Here is a 23438-nt window from a genome sequence, read left to right on the forward strand (position 1 = left end):
CTTAACGACTTACGACGATGAAACTCACCATTTCTCCTAAATTCGCCAGCAGCGCGCTGCTGCTTACCCTCGGCCTGCTCTCGGCCAGCTGCGGCAAGAAGTTTCTGGACGAGTCGCCCTCCGACCAGGTGACCGACGCCAACTTCTACAAAACAACCACCGACGCCATTCAGGCCACCAACGCTATCTATAGCGAGTTGGGTAAGGGCGGGCAGTACAACTATGCCCTGTGGGGCATCGGCGACATTGGCTCGGATATTTCCTACACCGGCGGCGGCGGGGGCGGCGACGGCATTGAGCAGCAGCAGCTCGATAACTACAACATTCCGGCCACCAACCCGCTCACTTCGCGCCTGTGGGGAGGCTGCTACATCGGCATTGGCCGGGCTAACATTGTGCTCCAAAAGGTGCCGGCCATGCAGATTGACCCGGCCATTCAGGCCCGCTCCATTGGCGAGGCCGAGTTCCTGCGGGCCAAGTACTACTTCGACCTGGTGCGGGCTTTCGGCGATGTGCCCCTGCTCACCACGCCGCCCACCACGGTGGCCGAAGTGAACGTGCCCCGCACACCAGCGGCACAGGTGTATGCCCTGATTGAGAAGGATTTGCTCGACGCCATTACCAAGCTGCCGGCCTCGTATAGCGGCGATGAGCTGGGCCGCGCCACCAAGTGGGCTGCCACCGGCCTGCTGGCCAAGGTGTACCTCACCGAGGACAAAATGGCGGAGGCCGCCACCCAGGCGCGCACCGTTATCAACAGCAGCGGCAAGAGCCTGTGGGCCAACTACGGCGACAACTTTAAGGTAGGCAACGAGAACGGCAAGGAGTCGCTCTTTGAGGTGCAGTACGTGGCGGGCCGCAACCAGTACACGTTTGATGGCCTGGGCTTTGTGGGCAACGAGTTCTTCGGGCCCCGCGGCCAGGGCATTGTGCCCCAGGGCGGCTACGGCTTCAACATTCCCGAAGACGCCTTTGTGGCCGGCTACGAACCCGGCGACCTGCGCCGCGACGTGACCATCTGGAAGCCCGGCGATGCCTACCCCGATGGCCGCACCCAGCCGGCTTCGCTGCCGGGCTCGCCCCGCGGCTACGGCTGCAAAAAATGGTTTATCGGCAAGGTGAATACCAACATCTGGGACTCGGAACTGAACATTGCGGTGCTGCGCCTGGCCGAGATGTACCTGATTATGGCCGAAGGCGTGGGCCCCACGGCCGAGGGCCTGGAGGCCATCAACAAGGTGCGCCGCCGCTCGTTTGGGGAAGCTGTTGGCACGGCTGGCCCGCACGATTTGGCCGCCGGCCTGAGCGCCACGGCCTTCAAAACCGCCGTGTGGCGTGAGCGCAAGTACGAGCTGGCGTTCGAAAACGACCGGTGGTTCGACATGAAGCGCACCGGCGAGCTGTTGCTGTACACGGTCAAGGGCGTGAAGCCCTTCAACATTGTGCTGCCCGTTCCGCAGTCGGAGCGCGACGTGAACCCCGCCCTCACGCAAAATACTGGCTATTAACTGACCGCCGGGCCGGCGGCCTTCCCGCTGCCGGCCCCAGGCATCTCACCCCTCTCCTTTGAATTCCCATGAAAAATATACTTCGTACCGCCGTGCTGGGCGTGCTGATGACGCCCCTGCTGCTGACTTCCTGCAAGAAAGCCGGCGACGATAGCAAGCTCGAAGGCCCCGTGCCCACCTCCACCTTTACCTCCCAGGTCAACACCACCGAGTTTCCGACCGTGGTGTCCTTCACCAGCACCAGCACCGCCGGCTTTCTCTATCAGTGGAACTTCGGCGATAATTCCATCGCCTCGGGGCCTACCGTGATGCACACCTACCCCCGCGGCGGCTCCTACCAGGTAGAGCTGACCACGGCCGGCCGCGGCGGCACCGGCATCTCGGCCAAGCAGACCGTGACCATTGCCGACCCCTGTGCCAATGCCACCTTCAGCAAGGTGGTGAACTGCGCGGGCAGCGGCATCCGGGTATGGGCGTTTTCGAGCCAGCCCGGGGCCATTGTGCGGGAAACGGCCGGTGGCGTGCCCATTTCGACCTCCACCACGCTGCCCGCCTGCCAGCTCGACGACCAGTTTTCGTTCAGCAGCGCGTTTACCATCAACTACAACAGCGCCGGCCAGACCTTCCAGAACGGAGCCTGCGGCGCTTCGCTGAACTTCGCGACCGACTTCGTGTTCCGGCCCAATGCCAGCGGCAACCCGCAGATTGTGCTGAAAGGCAAAAAGACCTTCCTGGGCCTCACGGACTCGGTGGTGAACAAAACCTACGACGTACTGGAAGCCACTGATACCCGCCTGCGCCTGCGCGGCACCAATCCCGACGGTACCCGCACCACCCTCACCTTCGCGCCCTACGATGCCACGGCCCCCTATAAGCTGCTGCTCACCGGCGGCTCTTCCAAAACGTGGCTGCTGGACAATGCCGCCGACGCCCCCATTGTGGTAGGCACCGAAGCCGCGCCCACCTCCTACTTTGCCGGCGTGCTAGCCGGGCAGCTGCCCGCCTGCCAGTCCGATGACGAGTACAAGTTCTCGAACACCAACATTTTCTCCTACGATGCCAAGGCCGAAACCTTCTCGGCCAATGGCTACTCCTGCCAGGCTCCCCAGACGGGCACCTCGCCCTTCGTGTTTGGGCCGTCGGCCGGTACGGGGCTAGCGCAGTTCACCCTCACGCGGATGGGTGCCTTCATTGGCGCTACCGATGCCTCCGTCACCGAGCGGGTGTACCGCATACTGTCCATCGATGCCCAGCACATGGTGCTGCGCGCTGGCAGCGGCCTCAACGGCGGAACCGTATTCACCATTAAGCTGGTTGCTAAATAGCTGAATATCGGTTTTTTATTCAGATAGAACCACTTAATTACCGTATTGCTTATGTTTAAATTAACCCCAGCTAGCCGCCGCAGCTTGTACCTCAGCACCAGCCTGCTGCTGGCGCTGAGCATGGCCGCCTGCACTGAAAAAGGCAGCAGCTTTACACCGGCTCCCACTACCCCAACGACTCCGACCACCGCCGCCAACGAGGACGCCCGCGCCTACGCCGACTACACGGAGCTCATCTGGAGCGACGAGTTTACCGGCGGTGCCCTCGACCAGAGCAAGTGGGCCTATGAGCTGGGCGGCGGCGGCTGGGGCAACAATGAGCTACAGACCTACACCAACTCGGCCGACAACGTGTACCAGGCAGGCGGCAGCCTCGTCATTCAGGCCCGGGGGGCGGCGGGTTCCTACACCTCGGGGCGCCTCGTGACCAAGGGCAAGCAGAGCTTCCAGTTTGGCCGCATCGATGTGCGCGCCAAGCTGCCCAAGGGCAAGGGCGTGTGGCCCGCCATCTGGATGCTGGGGGCCGATATCGACCAGAATAACTGGCCCCGCTGCGGCGAAATCGACATCATGGAGCTGCGCGGCAGCCAGCCCCAGCAGTTCCTCTCGACCATGCACTTTGGCAACAGCGTGCCCGACCACCGCTACAAAGGCACCACCCAGGTGATGAACATGGACCTGTCGGCCGATTTCCACATTTACTCCATGGTGCGCAGCAAAGACCAGATGCGCTTCTTCGTCGACGGGCAGCAGTACTATGCCTTCACCGGGGCCGACGCCAGCCCTTACCCCTTCAACTATCCATTTTTCGTGGTGCTGAACGTAGCCATTGGTGGCGATTTCGATGGCAACCCCGACGGCTCTACCGCTTTCCCGCAGCAGATGCAGGTGGACTACGTGAAGTACCTGCAATACAAGTAATTGCCTGGCCATCGACCCTGCCCCGATGGTTTCTACCCTTTACTACGGTCACTCCGGCCGGAGCTTTGGTGAGTTCTCCGCCGGACTGGGCGTTGGCTGCCGGTCCAGTGGGCTGGCGGCCAATTGGGTTTTCTTTTCCTGTGCCCGTTTTGGGCCGGGCACTTCTCCCCGCAACTTTTCAATAGCATGATTTCTACGCTATTTACCGGCCTGCTGCTATTAGGCAGCCCATCCGAAACCGGCCCGCCCACGCCCCCGCCCACGCCCCGCTACACCTTCAGCAAGCTGGCCTGGGCCGACGAGTTCAACTACAGCGGCCTGCCCGATTCCACGAAGTGGACCTACGACGTGGGCGGCTCCGGCTGGGGCAATAAGGAGCAGCAGTACTACACCAAAAAGCGCCGCGAAAACGCCCGCGTGGAAAACGGCCACCTCGTGGTGGAAGCCCGCAAGGAGGCCCTGATGCCCGGCAACGACTATACCTCCGCCCGCCTGGTATCGCGGGGCAAGGGCAGCAGCCAGCTCTACGGCCGCTTCGAGATTCGGGCCCAAATTCCCGGCGGGCGCGGCACCTGGCCCGCCATCTGGATGCTACCCGACAAGAACCCCTACGGCAACCACGGCTGGCCCGACAACGGCGAAATCGACATCATGGAGCACGTGGGCTACGACCCTAACGTGATTCACGCCACCACCCACTGCAAGGCCTACTACTTCCGCATCAACACCCAGAAAACGGGCATCACCAAGCTGCCCGATGCCACCTCGGCCTACCACGTGTACGCCATGGAGTGGACGCCCGAAACCATCACGGCCTACATCGATGGCCAAATCTATTTCGCCCACCGCAACGAGGGTACCGGCTGGGAAACCTGGCCCTGGGACCAGCCCTTTCACCTGCTGCTCAACGTGGCAGTAGGCGGCGAGTGGGGCGGCCTGAAGGGCGTGGACGAAGCCGCATTCCCCCAGCAGATGCTGGTGGATTACGTGCGGTTCTATGAGATGAAAAAGGCCTCCTGAGCATCAGCTGTCATCCGGAATGACAGCTGGCGCTCAGCATAACGGGCTATTACCAAGCAATAAGCCACTTTCTACTCATCTACCACCGCTTTCCCGGCAACAGGCTTCTCGTTTCCCAATCAATTTTTCCCACATTTTTACCAATTCTCACATGAACAACTTTACTCGTTTGCTAAGTACCGCCGCGCTGCTGACCTGCGCCACGGCGGCTTCAGCCCAGACCCTGTACGACAACTTTGAAAATACCCGGCTGGTGAGCTACCCCATAGTAGAGGGTACGCTGGTGCAGAACGCGGCCAACCCCGGCAGCAACCCCGTGAACACCAGCAGCACCTGCGCCAGCTACGCCCGGGCCGCCGCCGCCCAATACGCGGTGCTGGTGGTGAAGCCCAACAACGCCCGCATGGACAACGTGACCGCCTACACCACCGGCGGCGCCAAGCGCATCAGCGTGAAGTTCCGCAGCCCCGCTGCGGGCGTGACGGTGGGCGTGGTGCTGCAAAACAGCCGCTTGAACACGGCCAACTACCCTACCGGCAAGTTCGGTACCGAGTACACGGCCGTTACCACCGTGGCCAACGCCTGGGAGGTCCTCACTTTCACGCCCAGCCCGGCCGGCGCGGGTAACTTCGACGCCAGCGTGACGGTGACCGACATCGACCAGATGCTGTTTCAGGTGGCCCCCAACTCCAACAACTCGGCTACCTATTTTCTCGACGACATTATGGGCCCAGAGCTGCTGGCCGTGGCTCCGCCCAATAATCTGGCCGTGCGCCAGCTCTATGACAACTACGATGGTACCCGCGTCATCAAGTACATTGGTGGCTCCAAAACATCGGGTGGGCTGAAGCTGGATACGCTGAACAATTCGGTAAGCGCCGGCAACACCAGCGCCCGCGTGGCCCGCTACACGCGCTCAACCAACCAATACGACGTGCTGGTGATGCAACCCCGGGGCGCGGCCCTGGCCGACGTAACCAACTTCAAAAGCACCACCCCCACCGCTCTGCACATGACCCTGAAGGTGTTTAGTGTGACTCCAGGCGTGCTCTACCAGATTACGCTGCAGGACTCGACTGTGGCCGGTGCCACCAACTATCCGGCCGGCCGCAACTCGGAGTACACCGCCACCACCACCGTTACCAACGGCTGGGAAAACCTGAGCTTCAACTTCGTAAACGCACCCAGCGCCACGGCCAATACCAGCATAAACGAGATTGTGCTGCTGGTGGCGCCCAACACCACCACCCGCCGCAGGGTTTACCTCGACGATTTTTACGGCCCGAGCCTGGTTGGTTTCGTGCCCACCGCCACCCGCACCATCAGCACCGATTTTGCCGCTTTCGCCCCGGCCTACCCCAACCCCACCTCGGGCCTCACGCAGCTGCCCTTCAGCCTGCAGAAGCCGTCGGTAGTGAGCCTGGCCGTGTTTGACAACCTCGGCCGCCGCGTGGCCCAGCTCATCAACGGTGAGCCCCGCGCCGCCGGCCAGTTCACCGCCGAGCTGAACGCCGCCAAGCTGGCCCCCGGCCTCTACACCTGCCGCCTCACCGTGGACGGCATGAGCCTGACCCGCCCGCTGAGCGTGGAATAGGTTCGCTTGATTGCCTGAACTACAAAGCCCTCGCCGGAACCGACGAGGGCTTTTTCATGCGTTTGAAGGTAGCATAACGAGAAGAAAAGAACGTCATGCCGAGCGTAGCCGAGGCGTCTCGCGTGCTACCACTAATCCTGACGATTGGATTGCTAATGCACGCGAGATGCCTCGGCTACGCTCGGCATGACGTTCTGAGGTTGTTCATAGAACCAACGTAACCCTGGCGTACTTTGGGCCATGTCTGATTTCCGATTGCGCGTGTTCGAGGCCGTGGCCCGACACCTGAGCTTCACCAAAGCGGCCCGGGAGCTGTTCGTAACGCAGCCCGCCGTCACCAAGCACATCCACGAGCTAGAGAAGCACTACGGCCAGCGCCTGCTGGAGCGGCGCGGCAACCGCGTGGCCCTCACCGAAGCCGGCCGCCTGCTCCAGAGCCACGCCGAAGCCGTGGCCGCCGCCGACCAGCTTCTCGCCGACCAGCTCCTGACCCTGCGCGACCCCGACGAAGCCGCCGGCCGCCTGCGCCTGGGCGCCAGCACCACCCTGTGCCAGTACGTGCTGCCGGGCCTGCTGCCGGCCTTTCAGGCCCGCTACCCCAACGTGCAGCTCACCCTGGCCAACGCCAATTCCGAGCACATTGCCGAAACCCTGCTGCGCGGCGAGCTGGACCTGGCCTTCGTGGAAGGCCGCTCCCGCAGCCGCGACCTGCACTACGAGCTACTGCTCCCCGATGAGTTGGTGGCCGTGCGCCGCGCCACCCCCGCCGGCCCACCCGCCACGCCCCTGCTCCTGGCCGAGGCGCTGGCCCACCCGCTGGTGCTGCGCGAGCGCGGCTCGGGCACGCTGGAGGTGCTGGAGTTTACCCTGCGCGAGCTAAAAATCAAGCTCAGCACCCTGCAAGTAGCCTTTTTTTTTGATAATACCGAAGCCATCAAAGGCTACCTCGAAGCCGCACCCGATGCGCTGGGCTTCGTATCGCGCCGGGCACTTGCCCGGGAACTCACCGCCGGCCGGCTCGAAATCGTGCCCATTGAGGGCCTGCATCTGCCCCGGCAGTTTGAGGCGGTGTGGGTGCAGGGCAAGCAGCTACCCCGCGCCGCGCAGCGGTTTCTCAGCTTCGCCCAGCAGCAGTTGAAGCAGTTGTCATAACTACTGGTAATCTGAGATTACCTTTTTCAATTACCTCTGCGACTGGCTAAGTCGTAAATTTGAGGCACCTAATCTGCTGCTTCATGGCCCCTCCCACCCTGCCACCATCTATCCCGCCTGCCCCGCCAGAAACGGCCGAGTCGGCGGTAGCCACCGGCTTTTTCCGGCACTTGCACACGCCGCATCTGGTGGCGGGCTACCCGGTTACGGGGCGGCAGGTGGTATTTGGGGTGCTACTGGTGTTCTGCCTCACGCCCTGGGCCTCGCCGCCGGTAGCGCTGGCGCTGGGCCTCGTGCTGGCCCAGACGCTGGGCAATCCCTTCGCCAGTGAGACCAAGGCGGCCACGGCCAAGCTGCTGCAATACTCGGTGGTGGGCCTGGGCTTCGGCATGAATGCTCACGCGGCGGTGCAGGCCGGGCGGACGGGCCTTTTGTTCACGGTAGTGTCCATTCTCGGCACACTCATTCTAGGGTATTTCGCGGGGCGCTGGCTGGGACTGGGCAGGCGCGTCACGCACCTTATTTCGTGCGGCACCGCCATTTGCGGGGGCTCGGCCATTGCGGCCGTGGGGCCGGTGCTGGGGGCCAAGGACGAGGAAATTTCGGTGGCGCTGGGCACAGTGTTCGTGCTCAATGCCATTGCGCTGTTTACCTTCCCGCCTATCGGCCACGCCCTGGCCATGACGCAGCAGCAGTTTGGCCTGTGGTGTGCCATTGCCATCCACGACACGTCCTCGGTGGTGGGCGCGGCCAAGGTCTACGGCGACCAGGCCCTGCAGGTAGCTACCACCGTGAAGCTGGCCCGCGCCCTCTGGATTATCCCGGTCAGCATCGGCACAGCACTTATTTTCAAGCAAAAAGGTGTCAAAATCAAGATTCCCTATTTCATCTTCGGCTTCATCGCGGCCATGCTGCTGAATACCTACGTTCCCGCATTGCACCCGCTGGGCCCGGTGCTGGTGGCGCTGGCCAAAATCGGTCTCACACTCACGCTGTTCTTCATCGGGGCGGGGCTATCGGCCAAAACGGTGCGTGCGGTGGGGGCCCGGCCCTATTTGCTGGGCGTGTTGTTGTGGGTGGTCATTTCGAGCGCGTCGCTGTATGTGATTCTGCACACGGTGGCGTAGAACGGTCATACCCGGCTACACCAGCAGCGCCAGGAAATCGGGCTGGCCGTTCAAATACTCAAAATCAAAGCCCTCTGCCCCCATGCAGGCTTTGATGGCCTCCACGTCATGGGACCGTTTCACTTCGATACCGACGAAAACGGGGCCTTTCTCCCGGTTATCTTTTTTGATGTATTGGAAGTGAATGATGTCGTCGCCCTCGGCCAGCACCTGGTTCACGAAGCAGCGCACCGGGGGCTTGGTTGAAATTCACCATGAAGTAGTGTTTCAAGCACTGGTATTTGGCGGCGCGCTCCTTGATATCCTCCATGCGGGTGATGTCGTTGTTGGAGCCGCTCACCACGCATACCACGGTTTTACCCGCGATGCGGTCGGCAAACTGGTGCAGGGCTGAGATGGTGAGCGTGCCGGCCGGCTCCAGCACGATGCCTTCCTCGTTGTACATCTTCAGCAAATCGAGGCAGACCTGGCCTTCCGGCACCAGCACTACCTCGTCGAGCAGTTCGCGGCACAGCGCATACGTGAGCTGGCCGGGGCACTTCACCGCCGCGCCGTCCACGAAGCTGTCGATGCTGGCCAGCGCCGCATGCTGCTGATTGCGGATTGCATCGTGCATGAAGGACGCGCCCAGGGGCTGCACGCCAATGAGCTTGATACCTGGGCTCAGCAGCCGGAATACGCTGCCCACGCCCGCCGTCAGCCAGCCCCCGCCGATGGGCAGAAAATAGTAATCGATGGGTCCGGTGGTGGCTTTCAGGATTTCCAGCCCCACAGTGGCCTATCCTTCCACAATAGCCAGGTCATCGAAGGGGTGAATAAAGGTGCTGCCCCGCTCGTCGCTGAACTCCCGGGCGGCCCGGAACGAATCATCGAAGCTGGCCCTGGTGAGGATGACCTCCACGTATTCTTTGCCGAAGAGACGCACCTTGTCCACCTTCTGGGCAGGCGTTTGGGCGGGCATGAAAATGTAGCCTTTCAGGCCCAACAGCTGGCAGGCGTAGGCCACGCCCTGGGCGTGGTTGCCGGCGCTGGCGCACACAATCTCGCGCTCACCGGCAATGGGCGACAGCGTGCTCATCTTGTGGTAGGCCCCGCGAATCTTGTAGGAGCGCACCACCCTGCAAATCATCCCGCTTGAGCAGCACCGTGGCGCCGTAGAGGCGCGAGAGGCCGTGGTTTTGCAGCAGCGGCGTCTTGTAGATGACGTGCTTGAGGTTGCGCGCCGCCCGCTCCACGTTTTTGAGCAGCACGGCGGGCGGGGCGGCGGCGGCGTTGGGCATAGCAATGGAAATCGTTGGGATAAAAAAGAACGTCATGCCGAGCGCAGCCGAGGCATCTCGCGTGGGATAGTAATCCAATCATCAGGATTAGTGGTGGCACGCGAGATGCCTCGGCTGCGCTCAGCATAACGTTCTGGGGTTGTTCAGCAGAACCGTTCCAGATTGGTCGTTCTGCCGGGTCGTTCAACGACGAGACGCGAAGTGTCGCGTCTCTACCTCGCCTACGCCTCTACCTTTTCCGCCGCCTTGGAACGCAGCTGGCGCACCGTGGCACCAGTCGCCCACAGCTCCGACTCGCGCACTTCCTTCAGCTCCGCGTCCAGCTCGGCGCGGTAGTTGGGCGTGGTGCCGCGCTCGATGGTGCGGCGGGCTTCCGCGCCGCTGGCCACACTGTCGTACAGCTCGTTGAGCACCGGCAGGGTGGCTTCGCGGAAGCGGCCTTTCCAGTCCAGCGCCCCGCGTTGGGCGGTTACCGAGCAGTTGGCAAACATCCAGTCCATGCCGTTTTCGCCCACCAGCGGCACGAGGCTCTGGGTGAGCTCCTCCACGGTTTCGTTGAAGGCCTCGGAGGGCGAGTGGCCGCGCTGGCGCAGCACCTGGTACTGGGCCTCGATGATGCCGGCCAGGGCGCCCATCAGCACGCCGCGCTCGCCGGTGAGGTCGGAGTACACCTCCTTCTTGAAGTCGGTTTCAAACAAATAGCCCGAGCCCACGCCAATGCCCATAGCAATGGCCTTCTCCCAGGCCTTGCCAGTGGCGTCCTGGAACACGGCGAAGGATGAATTCAGCCCGCCGCCGGCCAGGAACAGGCGGCGCAGACTGGTGCCGCTGCCCTTGGGCGCCACCAGAATCACGTCCACATCGGCGGGCGGAATGATGTTGGTCTGGTCGTTGAAGGTGATGCCAAAGCCGTGCGAGAAGTACAGCGTTTTGCCGGGCGTGAGCTTGCTCTTGAGCATGGGCCACAGGGCAATCTGGCCGGCATCAGACAGCAGGTTGCAGATGATGGTGCCACGCTCGGCGGCTTCTTCCAGCGAAAACAGGGTTTCGCCCTCCACCCAACCGTCGCGAATGGCGCGGTCCCACGAAGGCGTGCCCTGACGCTGGCCCACAATGACGTTGAAGCCGTTGTCGCGCATGTTCAGGGCCTGGCCCGGCCCCTGCACGCCGTAGCCGATAACGGCGATGGTTTCGTCTTTGAGGTATTCCAGCGCCTTTTCAAGCGGGAATTCGTCGCGGGTGATAACGGTTTCGTCTACGCCACCGAAATTAATTTGTGCCATGGGGTTAAGGGATGTAGCGCGGACTTTTAGTCCGCGCCGGGGTTAAAAGAATATCGTTTTACTCGCGGACTGAAAGTCCGCGCTACATCGTAAACACCGCGTCGCGGCTGTTCAGGAACTCGTTTTCGGCCACGTCCTCGCTGGGCTCGCGGCGCTCGAAATCGCGCAGCTTGTGGTTGAAGCCGTCGCTGGCCTTGATGATGGCGATGCGGGCGCTGCGCACAAACTCAATGAGCCCGTACGGCTGCAAAACCTTGATTAGCGCATCGGTTTCCTCGCGGTGGCCGGTCGTTTCAAACACCGTATAATCTTTGCGAATGACCACGGCGCGGGCTCCGTTTTCGCGCAGCAGACGCTCGACGGAGGCTTTTTCGGCAATCACATCGGTAGGCACTTTATAGAGGGCCATTTCCTGCCAGATTACGTCGGCGTTGGTGTTGTAGTATACTTTCAGCACCTCCACCTGCTTTTCAATCTGGCGGGCCAGCTTGCTCACCACTTCCTCGGTTTCGGTGATGACGATGTTGAAGCGGTGGATGCCTTCGATTTCCGAGGGCGACACGTTCAGGCTCTCGATGTTGATTTTGCGGCGCGAGAAAATAATGGCAATGCGGTTGAGCAGTCCCACTTGGTTTTCGGTGTAGGCCGTGATGTTGTATTCCTGGCGGTCAGGTTGGTGAGACATGGTTTCTGGGGAAATACTGACTTAATGGAACGTCATGCAGAGCGGAGGCGCAGCCGCAGTCGAAGCATCTCGCTTGGGGTAGTAATTCAATCGATTGGATTAGTTGAAGCACGCGAGATGCTTCGACTGCGGCTGCGCCTCCGCTCTGCATGACGTTCTTTTTTCGTTGTTCTATTGGTTCTTAACGCAGCCTTATTTCCGCCACGCTGCACCCCTGCGGCACCATCGGGAAGATGTTATTCTCCTTCGCCACCAGCACCTCCAGCAGGAAGGAGCCGGGCTGCTCCAGCATCTGCCGCAGTGCGGGTTGCAGCTCGTCGCGAATTTCCACGCGCCGCCCGGCGATGCGGTAGCCGGCCGCTACGGCCACGTAGTCGGGGCTTTGGATATCCACGAAGGAGTAGCGGCGGGAGTTGAACAGCTCCTGCCACTGCCGCACCATGCCCAAGAAGCGGTTGTTGAGGATGATGATTTTCACATCAACCCCGGTCTGCATGATGGTGCCCAGCTCCTGAATGGTCATCTGCACGCCGCCGTCGCCGATAATGGCCACCACCGGCCGCTCGGGCGCGCCGAATTTGGCCCCGATAGCGGCCGGCAGCGCAAAGCCCATTGTGCCCAGTCCGCCGCTGGTGATGTTGCTGCGGGTATGGTTGAATTTGGCGTAGCGGCAGGCCACCATCTGGTGCTGCCCTACGTCGGTCACGATGATGGCCTCGCCGCCGGTCAGCTCGTTGAGCTGTTGCAGGACCTCGCCCATGGTCAGTTCCTCGCCCGTCGGAAACAACTCGTCGTTTATCACGGCAGACACCTCCTCGGCCATGTAGTCCTGGAAGCGCTGGTGCCATTCGGGATGCGTTTTCGGCTCGATGAGGGCAGTGAGCAGCGGCAGGGTTTCCTTGCAGTCGCCCCACACGGGCACGGTGACGGCCACGTTTTTATCGATTTCGGTGGGGTCGATGTCGAGGTGAATCACCTTCGCTTGCTTGGCGTACTTATCCAAGCGGCCAGTCACGCGGTCATCGAAGCGCATGCCAATGGCGATGAGCACGTCGCACTCGTTGGTGAGCACGTTGGGACCATAGTTGCCGTGCATGCCCAGCATGCCCACGTTTAGCGGGTGGTCGGTGGGCAATGCGCCCGCGCCGAGGATGGTCCAGGCAGCCGGAATGCCACTTTTTTCGATGAAGGCTTTAAACTCTGCCTCGGCTCTCCCCAGCACCACGCCCTGGCCCCAAAGCACGAACGGCTTTTTAGCCCGGTTGATAAGCGCCGCCGCCTCACGGATGTACTCAGGCCGCACGATGGGCACTGGCCGGTAGCTGCGAATGTGCGTGCACGGCGCGTACGGCGCAAAATGAAAGGCTTGCAGCTGGGCGTTTTTGGTGATATCAATCAGCACCGGGCCGGGCCGGCCGCTGCGCGCGATGTAGAAAGCCTTGGCCAGCGCCTCGGGAATTTCCTCGGCCTTGGTCACCTGGTAGTTCCACTTCGTGACGGGCGTGGTGATGTTGATGATGTCCGTTTCCTGAAACGCATCGGTGCCCAGCAAGTGCGCGAACACCTGCCCCGTGATGCAGACCAGCGGCGTGCTATCAATCTGCGCATCGGCCAAGCCCGTGACCAGGTTGGTCGCGCCCGGCCCGCTGGTGGCAAACACTACCCCCACCCGCCCCGAGCTGCGCGCATACCCCTGCGCCGCGTGAATACCGCCCTGCTCGTGCCGCACCAGCACGTGGTTCAGCCGGTCGTTGAAGTCGTATAGCGCGTCATAAATCGGGATGATGGCCCCGCCGGGATAGCCGAAAATGGTGTCCACGCCCTCGGCCAGCAGGATGTTCAGCACCGCCTCGGCACCCGTGGAGTTAGGCGCGGTTGCTTCCGGGGCGGTGAGCACGGTGGTTTCCGGGGCGGTGAGCACGGTGGTTTCCGGCTCGGCGGTGGCGGTGGTGGGCTCGTTGATTAACATGGGGTTGAGCTTAAAACGGCGCGACAGGGTCACCTCACCCCTGACCCCCTCTCCAAAAAAGAGGGAGCACCGGTCCGTGAGGACGATTTTTCGCGCGGATTTATTAGGAGCATTTCCGGTGCCCCCTCTTTTTTGGAAAGGGGCCGTGCCCGGCAGGGGTCAGGGGGTGAGGTTGACGGGGAGGACGACCTCCTCCAGCAAATCAGTGATACACCCATGGCTGGCGTCGCTCACGGTGCGGATGTATTTCAGCAGCACGCCCTGACGCACGTTGGGGCGGGGGCGCTGCCACTGGCTCCGGCGCAGCTCCAGCAGGGCGGGGTCAATTTGAATATCAATGGTATTAGCGGCGGCATCGAGGATAATCCAGTCGCCGTTTTCGACCAGGGCGATAGCGCCGCCATCGTAGGCCTCGGGGCAGACGTGGCCGACCACGAAACCGTGGGTACCGCCCGAAAACCGGCCGTCCGTAATCAGGGCCACCTTATCGCCCAGCCCGGCCCCGATGATGGCCGAAGTCGGCTTCAGCATTTCGGGCATGCCCGGCCCGCCCTTCGGCCCCACGTAGCGAATCACGACCACCTGCCCGGCCTTAATACTACCCTGCGTGATGCCCTCGTTCAGTGCCTCTTCCGAGTCAAACACGTTGGCCGAGCCTTCAAAGCGTAGTCCTTCTTTGCCCGTGATTTTGGCCACCGCGCCGCGCGGGGCGAGGTTACCGTAGAGAATCTGGATATGGCCGTCGGCTTTGATGGGGTTATCCAGCGGGCGCAACAGGTCCTGCTCGGGGCCCAGGGGTTTCACGTCGGCCAGGTTTTCGGCCAGGGTTTTACCGGTTACGGTCAGCAGGTCGCCGTGCAGCAGGCCGGCGTCGAGCAGGGTGCGCATCACGGCGGGCACGCCGCCCAGGGCCGAGAGGTCCTCCATGAGGTACTTGCCGCTGGGCTTGAGGTCGGCCAGCACCGGCACGCGGTTGCTCACAGCCTGGAAATCTTCCATGCTCAGCGGCACTCCGGCGGCGTGGGCAATGGCAATGAGGTGCAGCACCGCATTGGTCGAGCCGCCCAGGATGGTGATGACTACCAACGCATTCTCGAACGCCTCGCGCACCAGAATGTCGCGGGGCTTGATGTCGCGCTCCAGCAGCCGGCGCAGGTAGGCCCCGGCATCGAGGCATTCCTGGTTTTTCTCCACGCTCACGGCGGGCAGCGACGACGAGAACGGCACGCTCATGCCCAGCGCCTCGATGGCGGCAGCCATGGTGTTGGCCGTGTACATGCCGCCGCAGGCCCCCGGCCCGGGACAGGCATTGTGAATGATGCCGCTGTAGTCCTCGTCCGAAATCTCCCCCTGCAGCTTCTTACCATAGGCCTCAAAACACGATACAATATTGAGCTGCTGCCCCTTGAACGTGCCGCCCTTGATGGTGCCGCCGTACACCATCAGGCTGGGCCGGTTGAGCCGCGCCATGGCGATGAGCGCGCCGGGCATGTTCTTGTCGCAGCCCACCACCGTGGCCAGGGCGTCGTAGTTGTGCGCGCCCGCCATGGCCTCAATGGAGTCGGCAATAATCTCGCGCGATACCAGCGAAAACCGCATGCCCGGCGTGCCGTTCGTAATGCCGTCGCTCACACCGATGGTGTTGAAGCGCAGCCCCACCAGCCCCTGCGCCTGCACGCCGATTTTCACGCCGTCGGCCAGCGCATCCAGGTGCATGTTGCAGGTGTTGCCCTCGAAGCCCGTGGAGCAGATACCCACGAACGGCTTACGCAAATCCGCATCCGACAGCCCCGAGCCGATGAGCATGGCCTGCGAAGCCGGTAAGCTGTCGTCCTGGGTATAGATGCGGCTGTATTTATTGAGAATCATGTTAGGGTATTGGGGAATCGTGTGTCATGCCGAGCGCAGCCGAGGCATCTCGCTCGCATCGTTCAACGATTGAGTTACTATTGCACGCGAGATGCCTCGGCTGCGCTCGGCATGACGGTCTTTTTTGTTGTTCTGCTTTCGTTCTTCTAAGCAGTCTGCGCAACCAGCGCGCCGGTCACCAACGCCCGGTAGCGCTCGGCCAGTTGGGCCCCCAGCGTCTCGGAAAACGGCAGGCTGAATTCCAGCTCATCGATGGCGGCAATGCCCACCACCTCGGCGGCGGTACCGGTGTAGAATGCGCCAGTGGCGCCCTGTAGCTCATCGGGGGTGAAGAATTTTTCGGTGACCGAAATGCCGGCTTCGCGGGCCAAGTCAATAATGGTGTTGCGGGTGATGCCGCGCAGGATGCTGCCCTGCGGCGCGGTGAATAACTCGCCGTTTTTCTCGAAGAAGAAGTTGGCGCCTGGGCCCTCGGCCACGTAGCCGTTCATGTCCAGCAACAGGGCTTCGTCGAAGCCACGGCCCTTGGCTTCGGAGCTGGCAATGATGGAGTTGACGTAGTGGCCCGATACTTTGGACTCGATGGGAACGGCCTTGGGGTTGGGGCGCTGGTAGGGCGAGATGCTCAGGCGCAGGCTCTGGTCGCCGAGGTACTTGCCCCAGTCCCACACGGCAATGAGCAGGTTGCTGCTGCTGGCGTGCTTCAGGGTCATGTTGGGTTCGCCGGCGTACACCAAGGGGCGGATGTAAGCGTCGGCCAGGCCGTTTTTCTCCAGCAGCTGGTAGGTAATGCTGGTCAGTTCCTCCACCGAGTAGCTGAACGGCAGGCCGATGCTGCGGCAGGAGTAGTGTAGCCGCTCGTAGTGCTCCTCGGCCTTGAAAATGCGGGTGCCGGCCGGCGTGGCATACGACCGGATACCTTCGAAAACGGCATAGCCATAGTGCAGCGACTGGGCGTAGGCACTCACCCGGGCGGCTTCGGCTTTGATGAATTCGCCGTCGACAAAGGCCAGGGTATCGGGGTTAAAATACATACTTCTGAAAAACGTTTAAGAGTCAGGAAATCAATAAAAAAGCCCTTCTGAGCGCGGGGCTTAGAAAGGCTTTTGCTAGGTTGCAACAAGCTGTTCCTACGCGCCCCGCGGGCCAGGAATAATGATAGTAAAGACCAGTAGAAGGAGGTTTTTCATGGGTGAGTTTCTGGCAAGTTGAACGTCATGCAGAGCGCAGCGAAGCATCTCGCGTGGGGTAGTAATCCAACCGTTAGAAAAGGGTTAGTGGTGGCACGCGAGATGCTTCGCTGCGCTCTGCATGACGTTTCTTTTCCCTCCATTAACCATCAAATAATCGTGCTCACGCCGATTTCAACGTTGTTCTTGTTCCACTGCTTTTCGTTGGAATCGGCAATCCAGAAGGCGATGTAGTTGCCTACTTCCTCGGTGGTGTAGGGAGCATTTTGATTCAGCTCGGGCGTCAAAATGCCGTTGTTCAGGGCTTCGTCCACGGCCTCGCGCACCAGGGCGGCTTCTTCGGGCAGCTCGAGGTGCTCCAGCAGCAGAGCGGCCGATAGAATGGCGGCAATGGGATTGGCGATGCCCTTGCCCCTGGCCTGCGGATATGAGCCGTGAATGGGCTCGAACAGCGCCACCGCCTCGCCTACCGAAGCCGAGGGCAGCAGGCCCATGGAGCCGGCAATGACCGAAGCCTCGTCGGAGATAATATCGCCGAACATGTTCTCGGTCAGAATCACGTCGAACTGCGTGGGGTTGAGGATGACCTGCATGGCGGCGTTATCCACGAAGAGGTAATCGACCGTCACTTCAGGGTACTGGCTGGCCATGGCGCGCACTTCCTCGCGCCAGAGGCGGGAGGTTTCGAGCACGTTGGCCTTATCCACCAGCGTGAGATGCTGGCGGCGGCCGGCAGCGGCCTGAAACGCCAGGTGCGCGATGCGGCGGATTTCGGTACGGCTGTAAGTACAGTGGTCGTAAGCACCTTCGCCATCGGCAGTGCGGCCCTTATCGCCAAAATAAATCCCGCCCGTCAACTCGCGGAAGATGACCATGTCGGTGCCCTGAATACGCTCTTTTTTGAGGGGCGAATGGGCCAGCAGCACATCGTAGGCCGTAACGGGGCGGATGTTGGCGAACAGGCCCAGCTCCTTGCGCAAGCGCAGTAGGCCCTGCTCGGGGCGCACTTTGGCGCTGGGGTCGTTGTCGTACTTGGGGTCGCCGATGGCCCCGAGCAGCACGGCATCAGCGGCGCGGCAGGCGTCGAGGGTTTCGTCGGGCAAGGGGTTGCCGGTGGCGTCGATGGCGCAGGCACCCATCAGGTGCGAGCTCAGGTCGAAGTGGTGGTCGAACCGTTCGGCTACGGCTTCGAGCACCTTCACGGCTTGCCGACACACTTCCGGGCCGATACCATCGCCGGGCAATATGGCTATTTTCTTGCTTACCATCATCTTAACTAATTATTTACCAGTTCCAGGTTCGGGTTTGTTCGTAGGCTTCGATGGCCGGCTTCTGACTCACCAGATAGTCGATGTCGTCGTAGCCGTTAATCAGGCATTCCTTTTTGTAGGCGTCGAGGTCGAAGTGAAAACTGTCGCCGGTGGCAGGCACGTACAGCGTCTGCTCGGGCAGGTTCACCACGAATTGCGTGTCGGCATTCTGCTCTACCAGCGCGAAAAGCTGGCTTAGCTCCTCATCGGTCACTTGCAGGGGCAGCAGGCCGGTATTCAGCGCGTTGCCGCGAAATATATCGGCGAAGTAGCTCGAAATGACTACCCGAAAACCGGCGTCGTACAGCGCCCAGGCAGCGTGCTCGCGGCTGGAGCCACAGCCGAAATTCTTGCCCGCCAGCAGTATCTGGCCGGCGTAGCGTGGGTTATTGAGCACGAAATCCGGCTTGGGCGAGCCGTCGGCATTGCGCCGCCAGTCGCAGAACAAGTTTTCGCCGAAACCATCGCGCGTGGTCGCCTTCAGGAAACGGGCCGGGATAATCTGGTCCGTATCGATGTTTTCGAGCGGCAGCGGCACGGCGGCCGAGTGCAGGGTCTGGAATTTTTCCATTATGCTTGAACCGTTGGCACGTCATGCAGAGCGCAGCGAAGCATTTTGCCCGCTTCGTTGCAATTGCATTGATTACTAATGAGGTAAAGATGCTTCGCTGCGCTCTGCATGACGGTCCTTTTAATAACGTTCTTATCTAGTTCAAATACTGCGTGATATCCACAATCCGGCCCTGCACCGCCGTAATCGCGGCCACTAGCGGACTCGCCAGCAGCGTGCGCGACCCCGGCCCCTGCCGCCCTTCGAAGTTGCGGTTCGAGGTGGCCACGCAGTAGGCCCCGGCAGGGATTTTGTCCTCGTTCATGGCCAGGCAAGCGCTACAGCCGGGCTCACGCAGCTCGAAGCCGGCATCGGCCAGAATCTTGTCGAGGCCCTCAGCAATGGCCTGCTGCTCCACCTGCTTCGAGCCGGGCACGATGATGGCCTCGACGTGGCCAGCCTTCTGCTTGCCCTGTACGTAGGCCGCCACCGCCCGCAAATCCTCGATGCGCGAGTTGGTGCAGCTGCCGATGAACACGTAGTTGATTTCCTTGCCCAGCAAGGATTCGCCACGCTTAAACCCCATGTACTGCAGCGACTTATCGAAGCTCTCAGCTTCGCTGGCGGGTACTTCGCTGGGGATGTGGCCGTTCAGGGCGATGCCCATGCCGGGGTTGGTACCGTAGGTAATCATCGGGGTGATGGTCGCCGCGTCGAAATGATGCGCAGCATCAAAAACCGTGTCGTCGTCCGAATACAGTGTTTTCCAGTAGGCCACGGCCTGGTCCCAGGCGGCTTCCTTGGGGGCATAGGGGCGGCCCTCCACGTAGGCAAACGTCGTTTCGTCGGGCGCGATGAGGCCGCCACGGGCACCCATTTCGATGCTCATGTTGCAGACCGTCATGCGGCCTTCCATGCTCAGGGCGCGCACGGCGCTGCCGGCATACTCTACGAAGTAGCCGGTAGCCCCGCCGGTGCCGAGCCTGGATATTACATAGAGAATCAAATCTTTGGCCGTTACGCCGGGCCGCAACTCGCCGTCCACGGCAATGCGCATACGCTTGGGGCGGCTCAAGAGCAGGCACTGAGTGGCCATCACCTGGGCCACCTGGCTGGTACCGATGCCGAAGGCCACCGCGCCGAATGCGCCGTGGGTGGACGTGTGACTGTCGCCGCACACGATGGTGGTGCCGGGCAGCGTGAGCCCCAGCTCCGGCCCGATGACGTGCACGATGCCCTGCCGGGCGTGGCCCAGGCCGTACAATTCCACGCCGTACTTGGCGCAATTCGCAGTCAGCTTGTCTACCTGCGAGCGGCTCAGCGGCTCCTCGATGGGCAGGTGCTGGTTGCGGGTGGGCACGTTGTGGTCGGCCGTAGCGAGGATGCGCGCCGGGCGGAACAGCGGCAGGTCGCGGGCATCGAGCTCGTCAAATGCCTGCGGGCTGGTCACCTCGTGGATGAGGTGGCGGTCGATATACACGATGTCCAGGCCGCCGGACGCAGTTTTCACTACGTGCGCATCCCAGATTTTATCGAACAAGGACTTGGCCATTGGTTGGGGGAGGAAGGAAAAAAGAGGCTTAACGAGTAGTGGATTCAGTGAAATCGGCGGTAGTGGGTGCTACTTGCTGACTCATGGCGGCGGCGTAGCTAATCCAATCGGCGCAGCGCTGGGAGTGCGCTGCCGGTTGTTCGGGTTGGTGGTTTTCGGTGGCAGGCGTGAGGCTGATGTAAGGGGTTTCGGAGATAGTCATATCAGTCAGCAGTAACGAGTTTTTCCTGTTCGACCAGCATATGCAGGTCATTATCCACCACCTCGCGCTGACGGTCGGCCAGCTCCATGAAGCGGGTGTATGCTTTGTTCAAAGCAACTTTTTCGAAATCGTAACCCAGCTTCTGGAGGCGGTAGGCCAGGGCGGCGCGGCCGGAGCGGGCGGTGAGCACGATGGACGAATCGGCCACGCCGACTTCCCGGGGGTCGATGATTTCGTAGGTTTCGCGGTGCTTGATGATGCCGTCCTGGTGGATACCGCTGCTGTGCGAGAAAGCATTGGCGCCCACAATGGCCTTGTTGGGCTGCACGGGCATGGTCATGAGGTGCGAAACCATGGCCGAGGTTTCGGCCAGCAGGCGGGTGTTGATGTTGGTATGCAGGTTGAGGGAGGGGTGCTGGCGCAGAATCATCACTACTTCCTCCAGGGCCGTGTTGCCGGCACGCTCGCCCACGCCATTTATCGTGCATTCAATCTGGCGGGCGCCGTTCATCACGCCGGCAATGGAGTTGGCGGTGGCCAGGCCCAGGTCGTTGTGGCAGTGCGTGGAGAGGCGCACGTTGTGGATGCCCGTCACGTTCTCGTGGAGGAATTTGATTTTCGCGCCGTATTCCTGGGGAAGGCAGTAGCCGGTGGTGTCGGGGATGTTGAGGACGGTGGCCCCGGCCCGGATGGCGGCCTCGCACACGCGGGCCAGAAACTCGTTGTCGGTGCGGCCGGCATCTTCGGCGTAGAATTCCACGTCTTCCACGAAGCTTTTGGCCAGCTTCACGGCCGCAATGGCGCGGGCCAGCACGTCCTCTCGCGTGGTGCAGAGCTTGTGCTGAATGTGCACATCGGACGTGCCGATACCGGTGTGGATGCGCGGGTAGCGGGCCGGGCGCAGGGCCTCGGCGGCCACGCGAATATCGTTTTCGACGGCCCGCGACAGGCCGCAGACGGTGGCTTCGCGGGTCTGGGCGGCGATGGCCTGCACGGAGGCAAAATCGCCGGGGCTGGACACCGGGAAACCGGCCTCGATGACGTCGACGCCGAGCTGTTCGAGCTGCCGGGCAATGAGAAGCTTCTCGTCGCGGTTTAGCTTGCAGCCCGGCACCTGTTCGCCGTCGCGGAGCGTGGTATCGAATATCTGGATTTGCTGGGTTGGCATACGATAATAGCCCGAAACGAAAGGCTGTAGTGGTGAATAGGTCGGCAAGAACCGCCCTACGCTCGCGCTGCAAAATCCTGTTTTCGGAAATTATACTATTTCCAAAAGCCGGATTTCATCAAACAACCATTTATCTATCAGCTACTTGCTTTCTCATTCCATACAATGCCTACCAAAAGCCAGGAGCCCGTATTTCAGTTAATTAAGTCCCTGACGCGGACCGAAAAGCGCCATTTCCGGCTGTTTACCAACCGGGCGGGGGCTAGCGAGGACCTCAAATTCCTGCTGCTTTTCGATGCCCTCGACGCGCTGGATACGGCCGACGACGCCGCCGTGCTCGCCCAGGTTCCCAGCCTGAAGCGCGTGCAGCTGGCCAATCTCAAGGCCAACCTCTACCGCCAGATTCTGGCCAGTCTGCGCGTGTACCACGCCGGCCAGAACCCCGATATTCAGCTCCACGAGCAGCTCGACTACGCCCGCGTACTCTACAACAAGGGCTTCTATCAGCAGGCCCTGCGCATGCTGGAAAAGGTGAAGCAGGGCGCGCGCCAGGCCGAAATGCCGCACATTGTGCTGCTGGCTCTTGATTTTGAGAAGCTGATTGAAAGCCAGTACATCACCCGCAGCCTGAAGGACCGCGCCGATACCCTCACCGCCGAAGCCACCGACACCGTGGCCCACCTGGCCAATCAGCATGCGCTCAGCAATGCCTCGCTGCGGCTGTATGGGCTGTACCTGAAAGCCGGGCACGCCCGCAACCGGGCCGACCACGAGCACATCACCGCATTTTTCCGGGATAATCTGCCGCCGCAGGTGCACAGCGAGGGTGGCTTTTTCGAGAAGCTCTACTTCTACCAAGCCCACGTGTGGTACCACACGCTCGACCAGGATTTCCGGGCCGGCTACCGCTACGCCCAGAAGTGGGTGGACCTATTTGAGGCCGCGCCGCACATGAAGGAGCTGCAAACCATGCTCTATATCAAGGGATTACACAATTTGCTGGCCTCACTGTATAATATGTTGTACTACAGCAAATTCAAGCAGGTATTGAATACCCTCGAAGAGTTTGCGGCCAACCAGACGCGCCGCAGCAGCCCCAACACCGAAATCCTGCTCTTCCAGTACCTCTACACCAACCGCATCAACGCCTACTTCCTCGAAGGCCGCCTCACCGAGGGCCTGACTATTATCCCCGACCTGCTGGAGCAGCTGGAGCGCTACAAGCCGCAGCTCGACCTGCACCGCACGCTGGTGCTGTACTACAAAATCGCGAGCCTGTATTTCGGCAGCGGCGAGTTCGGGAAGGCCATTGAATACCTGAACCTGATTATCCAGCACAAGGAGCTGAGTCTGCGCGAGGACCTGCAATGCTTCGCCCGCATCCTGAACCTGATTGCCCACTACGAGGCCGGCGACGATGCCAGCCTGGACTACCAGATTCGCTCGGTGTACCACTTTCTGGGCAAGATGGACGACCAGCAGCCCATGCAGGTCGAGATTTTTCGGTTTCTGCGCACCGTGGGCAGCATTGCGCCGCATCAGGTGCGCGAGGCGTTTATCCGGCTGCGCGATAAGCTCATCGTCATCGCCGCCACGCCCTACGAGAGCCGGCCGTTTCTGTACCTCGACATCGTGTCGTGGCTCGACAGCAAGATTGAGGGCGTGCCGGTGCAGGAGGTGATGCGCCGGAAATTTAGGGGTATGAAATAACCTCCTGCTGGCGCAAGCCGCCC

20 protein-coding genes and 1 pseudogene are annotated in these 23438 nt (G+C 61.5%); 8 read left to right on the top strand and 13 right to left on the bottom strand.

From position 1 onward, the window contains the following. The first annotated feature begins 17 nt into the window (after window positions 1-17). The 7 genes from KQ659_RS18935 to KQ659_RS18965 all read left to right on the top strand — a co-directional run bounded on the left by KQ659_RS18935 (window position 18) and on the right by KQ659_RS18965 (window position 8647). A complete protein-coding gene (locus tag KQ659_RS18935) occupies window positions 18-1508 on the top strand; it encodes a RagB/SusD family nutrient uptake outer membrane protein (protein ID WP_216679649.1) in 1491 nt (496 codons plus the stop codon). A 68-nt stretch (window positions 1509-1576) separates the two neighbouring features. Further along, window positions 1577-2833: a PKD domain-containing protein gene (locus KQ659_RS18940; RefSeq protein WP_216679648.1), complete on the top strand. Its 1257-nt coding sequence runs from the start codon at window positions 1577-1579 to the stop codon at window positions 2831-2833. A gap of 51 nt (window positions 2834-2884) precedes the next feature. Beyond that, window positions 2885-3754, top strand: coding sequence for a glycoside hydrolase family 16 protein (locus KQ659_RS18945; protein ID WP_216690601.1), 870 nt, complete (start codon window positions 2885-2887; stop codon window positions 3752-3754). A 186-nt stretch (window positions 3755-3940) separates the two neighbouring features. Continuing rightward, window positions 3941-4774, top strand: a complete 834-nt coding sequence (locus tag KQ659_RS18950; protein WP_216690600.1) for a glycoside hydrolase family 16 protein — start codon at window positions 3941-3943, stop codon at window positions 4772-4774. Between the two features lie 151 nt (window positions 4775-4925). Beyond that, window positions 4926-6368 carry a T9SS type A sorting domain-containing protein gene (locus KQ659_RS18955; RefSeq protein ID WP_216690599.1) on the top strand — a complete coding sequence of 481 codons (1443 nt, stop codon included), beginning with the start codon at window positions 4926-4928 and terminating at the stop codon, window positions 6366-6368. A gap of 240 nt (window positions 6369-6608) precedes the next feature. Then, window positions 6609-7520: a LysR substrate-binding domain-containing protein gene (locus KQ659_RS18960; protein ID WP_216679644.1), complete on the top strand. Its 912-nt coding sequence runs from the start codon at window positions 6609-6611 to the stop codon at window positions 7518-7520. Between the two features lie 83 nt (window positions 7521-7603). Then, a complete protein-coding gene (locus KQ659_RS18965; protein WP_216679643.1) occupies window positions 7604-8647 on the top strand; it encodes a YeiH family protein in 1044 nt (347 codons plus the stop codon). Between the two features lie 15 nt (window positions 8648-8662). Here KQ659_RS18965 and KQ659_RS18970 read toward each other — a convergent pair whose 3' ends face one another. The 13 genes and pseudogenes from KQ659_RS18970 to KQ659_RS19030 all read right to left on the bottom strand — a co-directional run bounded on the left by KQ659_RS18970 (window position 8663) and on the right by KQ659_RS19030 (window position 21705). Next, window positions 8663-8878 (bottom strand): hypothetical protein, encoded by a 216-nt coding sequence (locus KQ659_RS18970; RefSeq protein ID WP_226930056.1) that lies wholly within the window; start codon window positions 8876-8878, stop codon window positions 8663-8665. Further along, window positions 8805-9776 (bottom strand): annotated as a pseudogene (locus tag KQ659_RS18975) (pyridoxal-phosphate dependent enzyme). The gene KQ659_RS18970 and the pseudogene KQ659_RS18975 overlap by 74 nt, the downstream one beginning before the upstream one ends. Beyond that, complete coding sequence (locus KQ659_RS18980) at window positions 9697-9927, bottom strand: hypothetical protein (protein ID WP_226915725.1); 231 nt, start codon at window positions 9925-9927, stop codon at window positions 9697-9699. The pseudogene KQ659_RS18975 and the gene KQ659_RS18980 overlap by 80 nt, the downstream one beginning before the upstream one ends. 221 nt (window positions 9928-10148) lie before the next feature. Then, entirely contained in the window at window positions 10149-11210 is a 1062-nt protein-coding gene (gene ilvC, locus KQ659_RS18985; RefSeq protein WP_216679642.1) for a ketol-acid reductoisomerase, read from the bottom strand. Between the two features lie 82 nt (window positions 11211-11292). Continuing rightward, window positions 11293-11895, bottom strand: a complete 603-nt coding sequence (ilvN, locus tag KQ659_RS18990; protein WP_216679641.1) for an acetolactate synthase small subunit — start codon at window positions 11893-11895, stop codon at window positions 11293-11295. A 181-nt stretch (window positions 11896-12076) separates the two neighbouring features. Then, window positions 12077-13864: a biosynthetic-type acetolactate synthase large subunit gene (ilvB, locus tag KQ659_RS18995; RefSeq protein ID WP_216690598.1), complete on the bottom strand. Its 1788-nt coding sequence runs from the start codon at window positions 13862-13864 to the stop codon at window positions 12077-12079. A gap of 159 nt (window positions 13865-14023) precedes the next feature. Further along, on the bottom strand, window positions 14024-15733 hold the full coding sequence (gene ilvD, locus KQ659_RS19000; protein WP_216679639.1) for a dihydroxy-acid dehydratase: 1710 nt from the start codon (window positions 15731-15733) through the stop codon (window positions 14024-14026). 146 nt (window positions 15734-15879) lie between these two features. Then, window positions 15880-16767, bottom strand: coding sequence for a branched-chain amino acid transaminase (locus tag KQ659_RS19005; RefSeq protein ID WP_216679638.1), 888 nt, complete (start codon window positions 16765-16767; stop codon window positions 15880-15882). 305 nt (window positions 16768-17072) lie between these two features. Further along, the gene (gene leuB, locus KQ659_RS19010; protein WP_226915724.1) at window positions 17073-18194 is read right to left on the bottom strand and encodes a 3-isopropylmalate dehydrogenase; all 1122 of its coding nucleotides are present in this window, start codon (window positions 18192-18194) and stop codon (window positions 17073-17075) included. A 13-nt stretch (window positions 18195-18207) separates the two neighbouring features. After that, on the bottom strand, window positions 18208-18804 hold the full coding sequence (gene leuD / locus KQ659_RS19015; RefSeq protein ID WP_216679637.1) for a 3-isopropylmalate dehydratase small subunit: 597 nt from the start codon (window positions 18802-18804) through the stop codon (window positions 18208-18210). Window positions 18805-18940: 136 nt separating this feature from the next. Further along, the gene (gene leuC, locus KQ659_RS19020) at window positions 18941-20335 is read right to left on the bottom strand and encodes a 3-isopropylmalate dehydratase large subunit (RefSeq protein WP_216679636.1); all 1395 of its coding nucleotides are present in this window, start codon (window positions 20333-20335) and stop codon (window positions 18941-18943) included. Window positions 20336-20363: 28 nt separating this feature from the next. Beyond that, on the bottom strand, window positions 20364-20537 hold the full coding sequence (locus tag KQ659_RS19025; RefSeq protein ID WP_216679635.1) for a hypothetical protein: 174 nt from the start codon (window positions 20535-20537) through the stop codon (window positions 20364-20366). A gap of 1 nt (window position 20538) precedes the next feature. Next, window positions 20539-21705 (bottom strand): 2-isopropylmalate synthase, encoded by a 1167-nt coding sequence (locus KQ659_RS19030; RefSeq protein WP_216690597.1) that lies wholly within the window; start codon window positions 21703-21705, stop codon window positions 20539-20541. Window positions 21706-21870: 165 nt separating this feature from the next. Between KQ659_RS19030 and KQ659_RS19035 the strand changes: the two genes are divergently transcribed. Next, a complete protein-coding gene (locus tag KQ659_RS19035; RefSeq protein ID WP_216679633.1) occupies window positions 21871-23415 on the top strand; it encodes a hypothetical protein in 1545 nt (514 codons plus the stop codon). The last annotated feature ends 23 nt before the right edge of the window (window positions 23416-23438 follow it).

Origin of the sequence: Hymenobacter siberiensis (assembly GCF_018967865.2) — a bacterium.
Classification (GTDB): domain Bacteria; phylum Bacteroidota; class Bacteroidia; order Cytophagales; family Hymenobacteraceae; genus Hymenobacter; species Hymenobacter siberiensis.

Bases quoted from the DNA above. Each gene is read 5' to 3' on its own strand.
- KQ659_RS18940 (WP_216679648.1), top strand. From the start codon at position 1,577: ATGAAAAATATACTTCGTACCGCCGTGCTGGGCGTGCTGATGACGCCC.
- ilvN (WP_216679641.1), bottom strand. From the start codon at position 11,895: ATGTCTCACCAACCTGACCGCCAGGAATACAACATCACGGCCTACACC.
- KQ659_RS19035 (WP_216679633.1), top strand. From the start codon at position 21,871: ATGCCTACCAAAAGCCAGGAGCCCGTATTTCAGTTAATTAAGTCCCTG.
- KQ659_RS19005 (WP_216679638.1), bottom strand. From the start codon at position 16,767: ATGTATTTTAACCCCGATACCCTGGCCTTTGTCGACGGCGAATTCATC.
- leuC (WP_216679636.1), bottom strand. From the start codon at position 20,335: ATGGCCAAGTCCTTGTTCGATAAAATCTGGGATGCGCACGTAGTGAAA.
- KQ659_RS19025 (WP_216679635.1), bottom strand. From the start codon at position 20,537: ATGACTATCTCCGAAACCCCTTACATCAGCCTCACGCCTGCCACCGAA.
- ilvB (WP_216690598.1), bottom strand. From the start codon at position 13,864: ATGTTAATCAACGAGCCCACCACCGCCACCGCCGAGCCGGAAACCACC.
- KQ659_RS18945 (WP_216690601.1), top strand. From the start codon at position 2,885: ATGTTTAAATTAACCCCAGCTAGCCGCCGCAGCTTGTACCTCAGCACC.
- KQ659_RS18955 (WP_216690599.1), top strand. From the start codon at position 4,926: ATGAACAACTTTACTCGTTTGCTAAGTACCGCCGCGCTGCTGACCTGC.
- KQ659_RS18960 (WP_216679644.1), top strand. From the start codon at position 6,609: ATGTCTGATTTCCGATTGCGCGTGTTCGAGGCCGTGGCCCGACACCTG.
- leuD (WP_216679637.1), bottom strand. From the start codon at position 18,804: ATGGAAAAATTCCAGACCCTGCACTCGGCCGCCGTGCCGCTGCCGCTC.
- ilvD (WP_216679639.1), bottom strand. From the start codon at position 15,733: ATGATTCTCAATAAATACAGCCGCATCTATACCCAGGACGACAGCTTA.
- KQ659_RS18965 (WP_216679643.1), top strand. From the start codon at position 7,604: ATGGCCCCTCCCACCCTGCCACCATCTATCCCGCCTGCCCCGCCAGAA.
- KQ659_RS19030 (WP_216690597.1), bottom strand. From the start codon at position 21,705: ATGCCAACCCAGCAAATCCAGATATTCGATACCACGCTCCGCGACGGC.
- ilvC (WP_216679642.1), bottom strand. From the start codon at position 11,210: ATGGCACAAATTAATTTCGGTGGCGTAGACGAAACCGTTATCACCCGC.
- leuB (WP_226915724.1), bottom strand. From the start codon at position 18,194: ATGATGGTAAGCAAGAAAATAGCCATATTGCCCGGCGATGGTATCGGC.
- KQ659_RS18935 (WP_216679649.1), top strand. From the start codon at position 18: ATGAAACTCACCATTTCTCCTAAATTCGCCAGCAGCGCGCTGCTGCTT.
- KQ659_RS18980 (WP_226915725.1), bottom strand. From the start codon at position 9,927: ATGCCCAACGCCGCCGCCGCCCCGCCCGCCGTGCTGCTCAAAAACGTG.
- KQ659_RS18950 (WP_216690600.1), top strand. From the start codon at position 3,941: ATGATTTCTACGCTATTTACCGGCCTGCTGCTATTAGGCAGCCCATCC.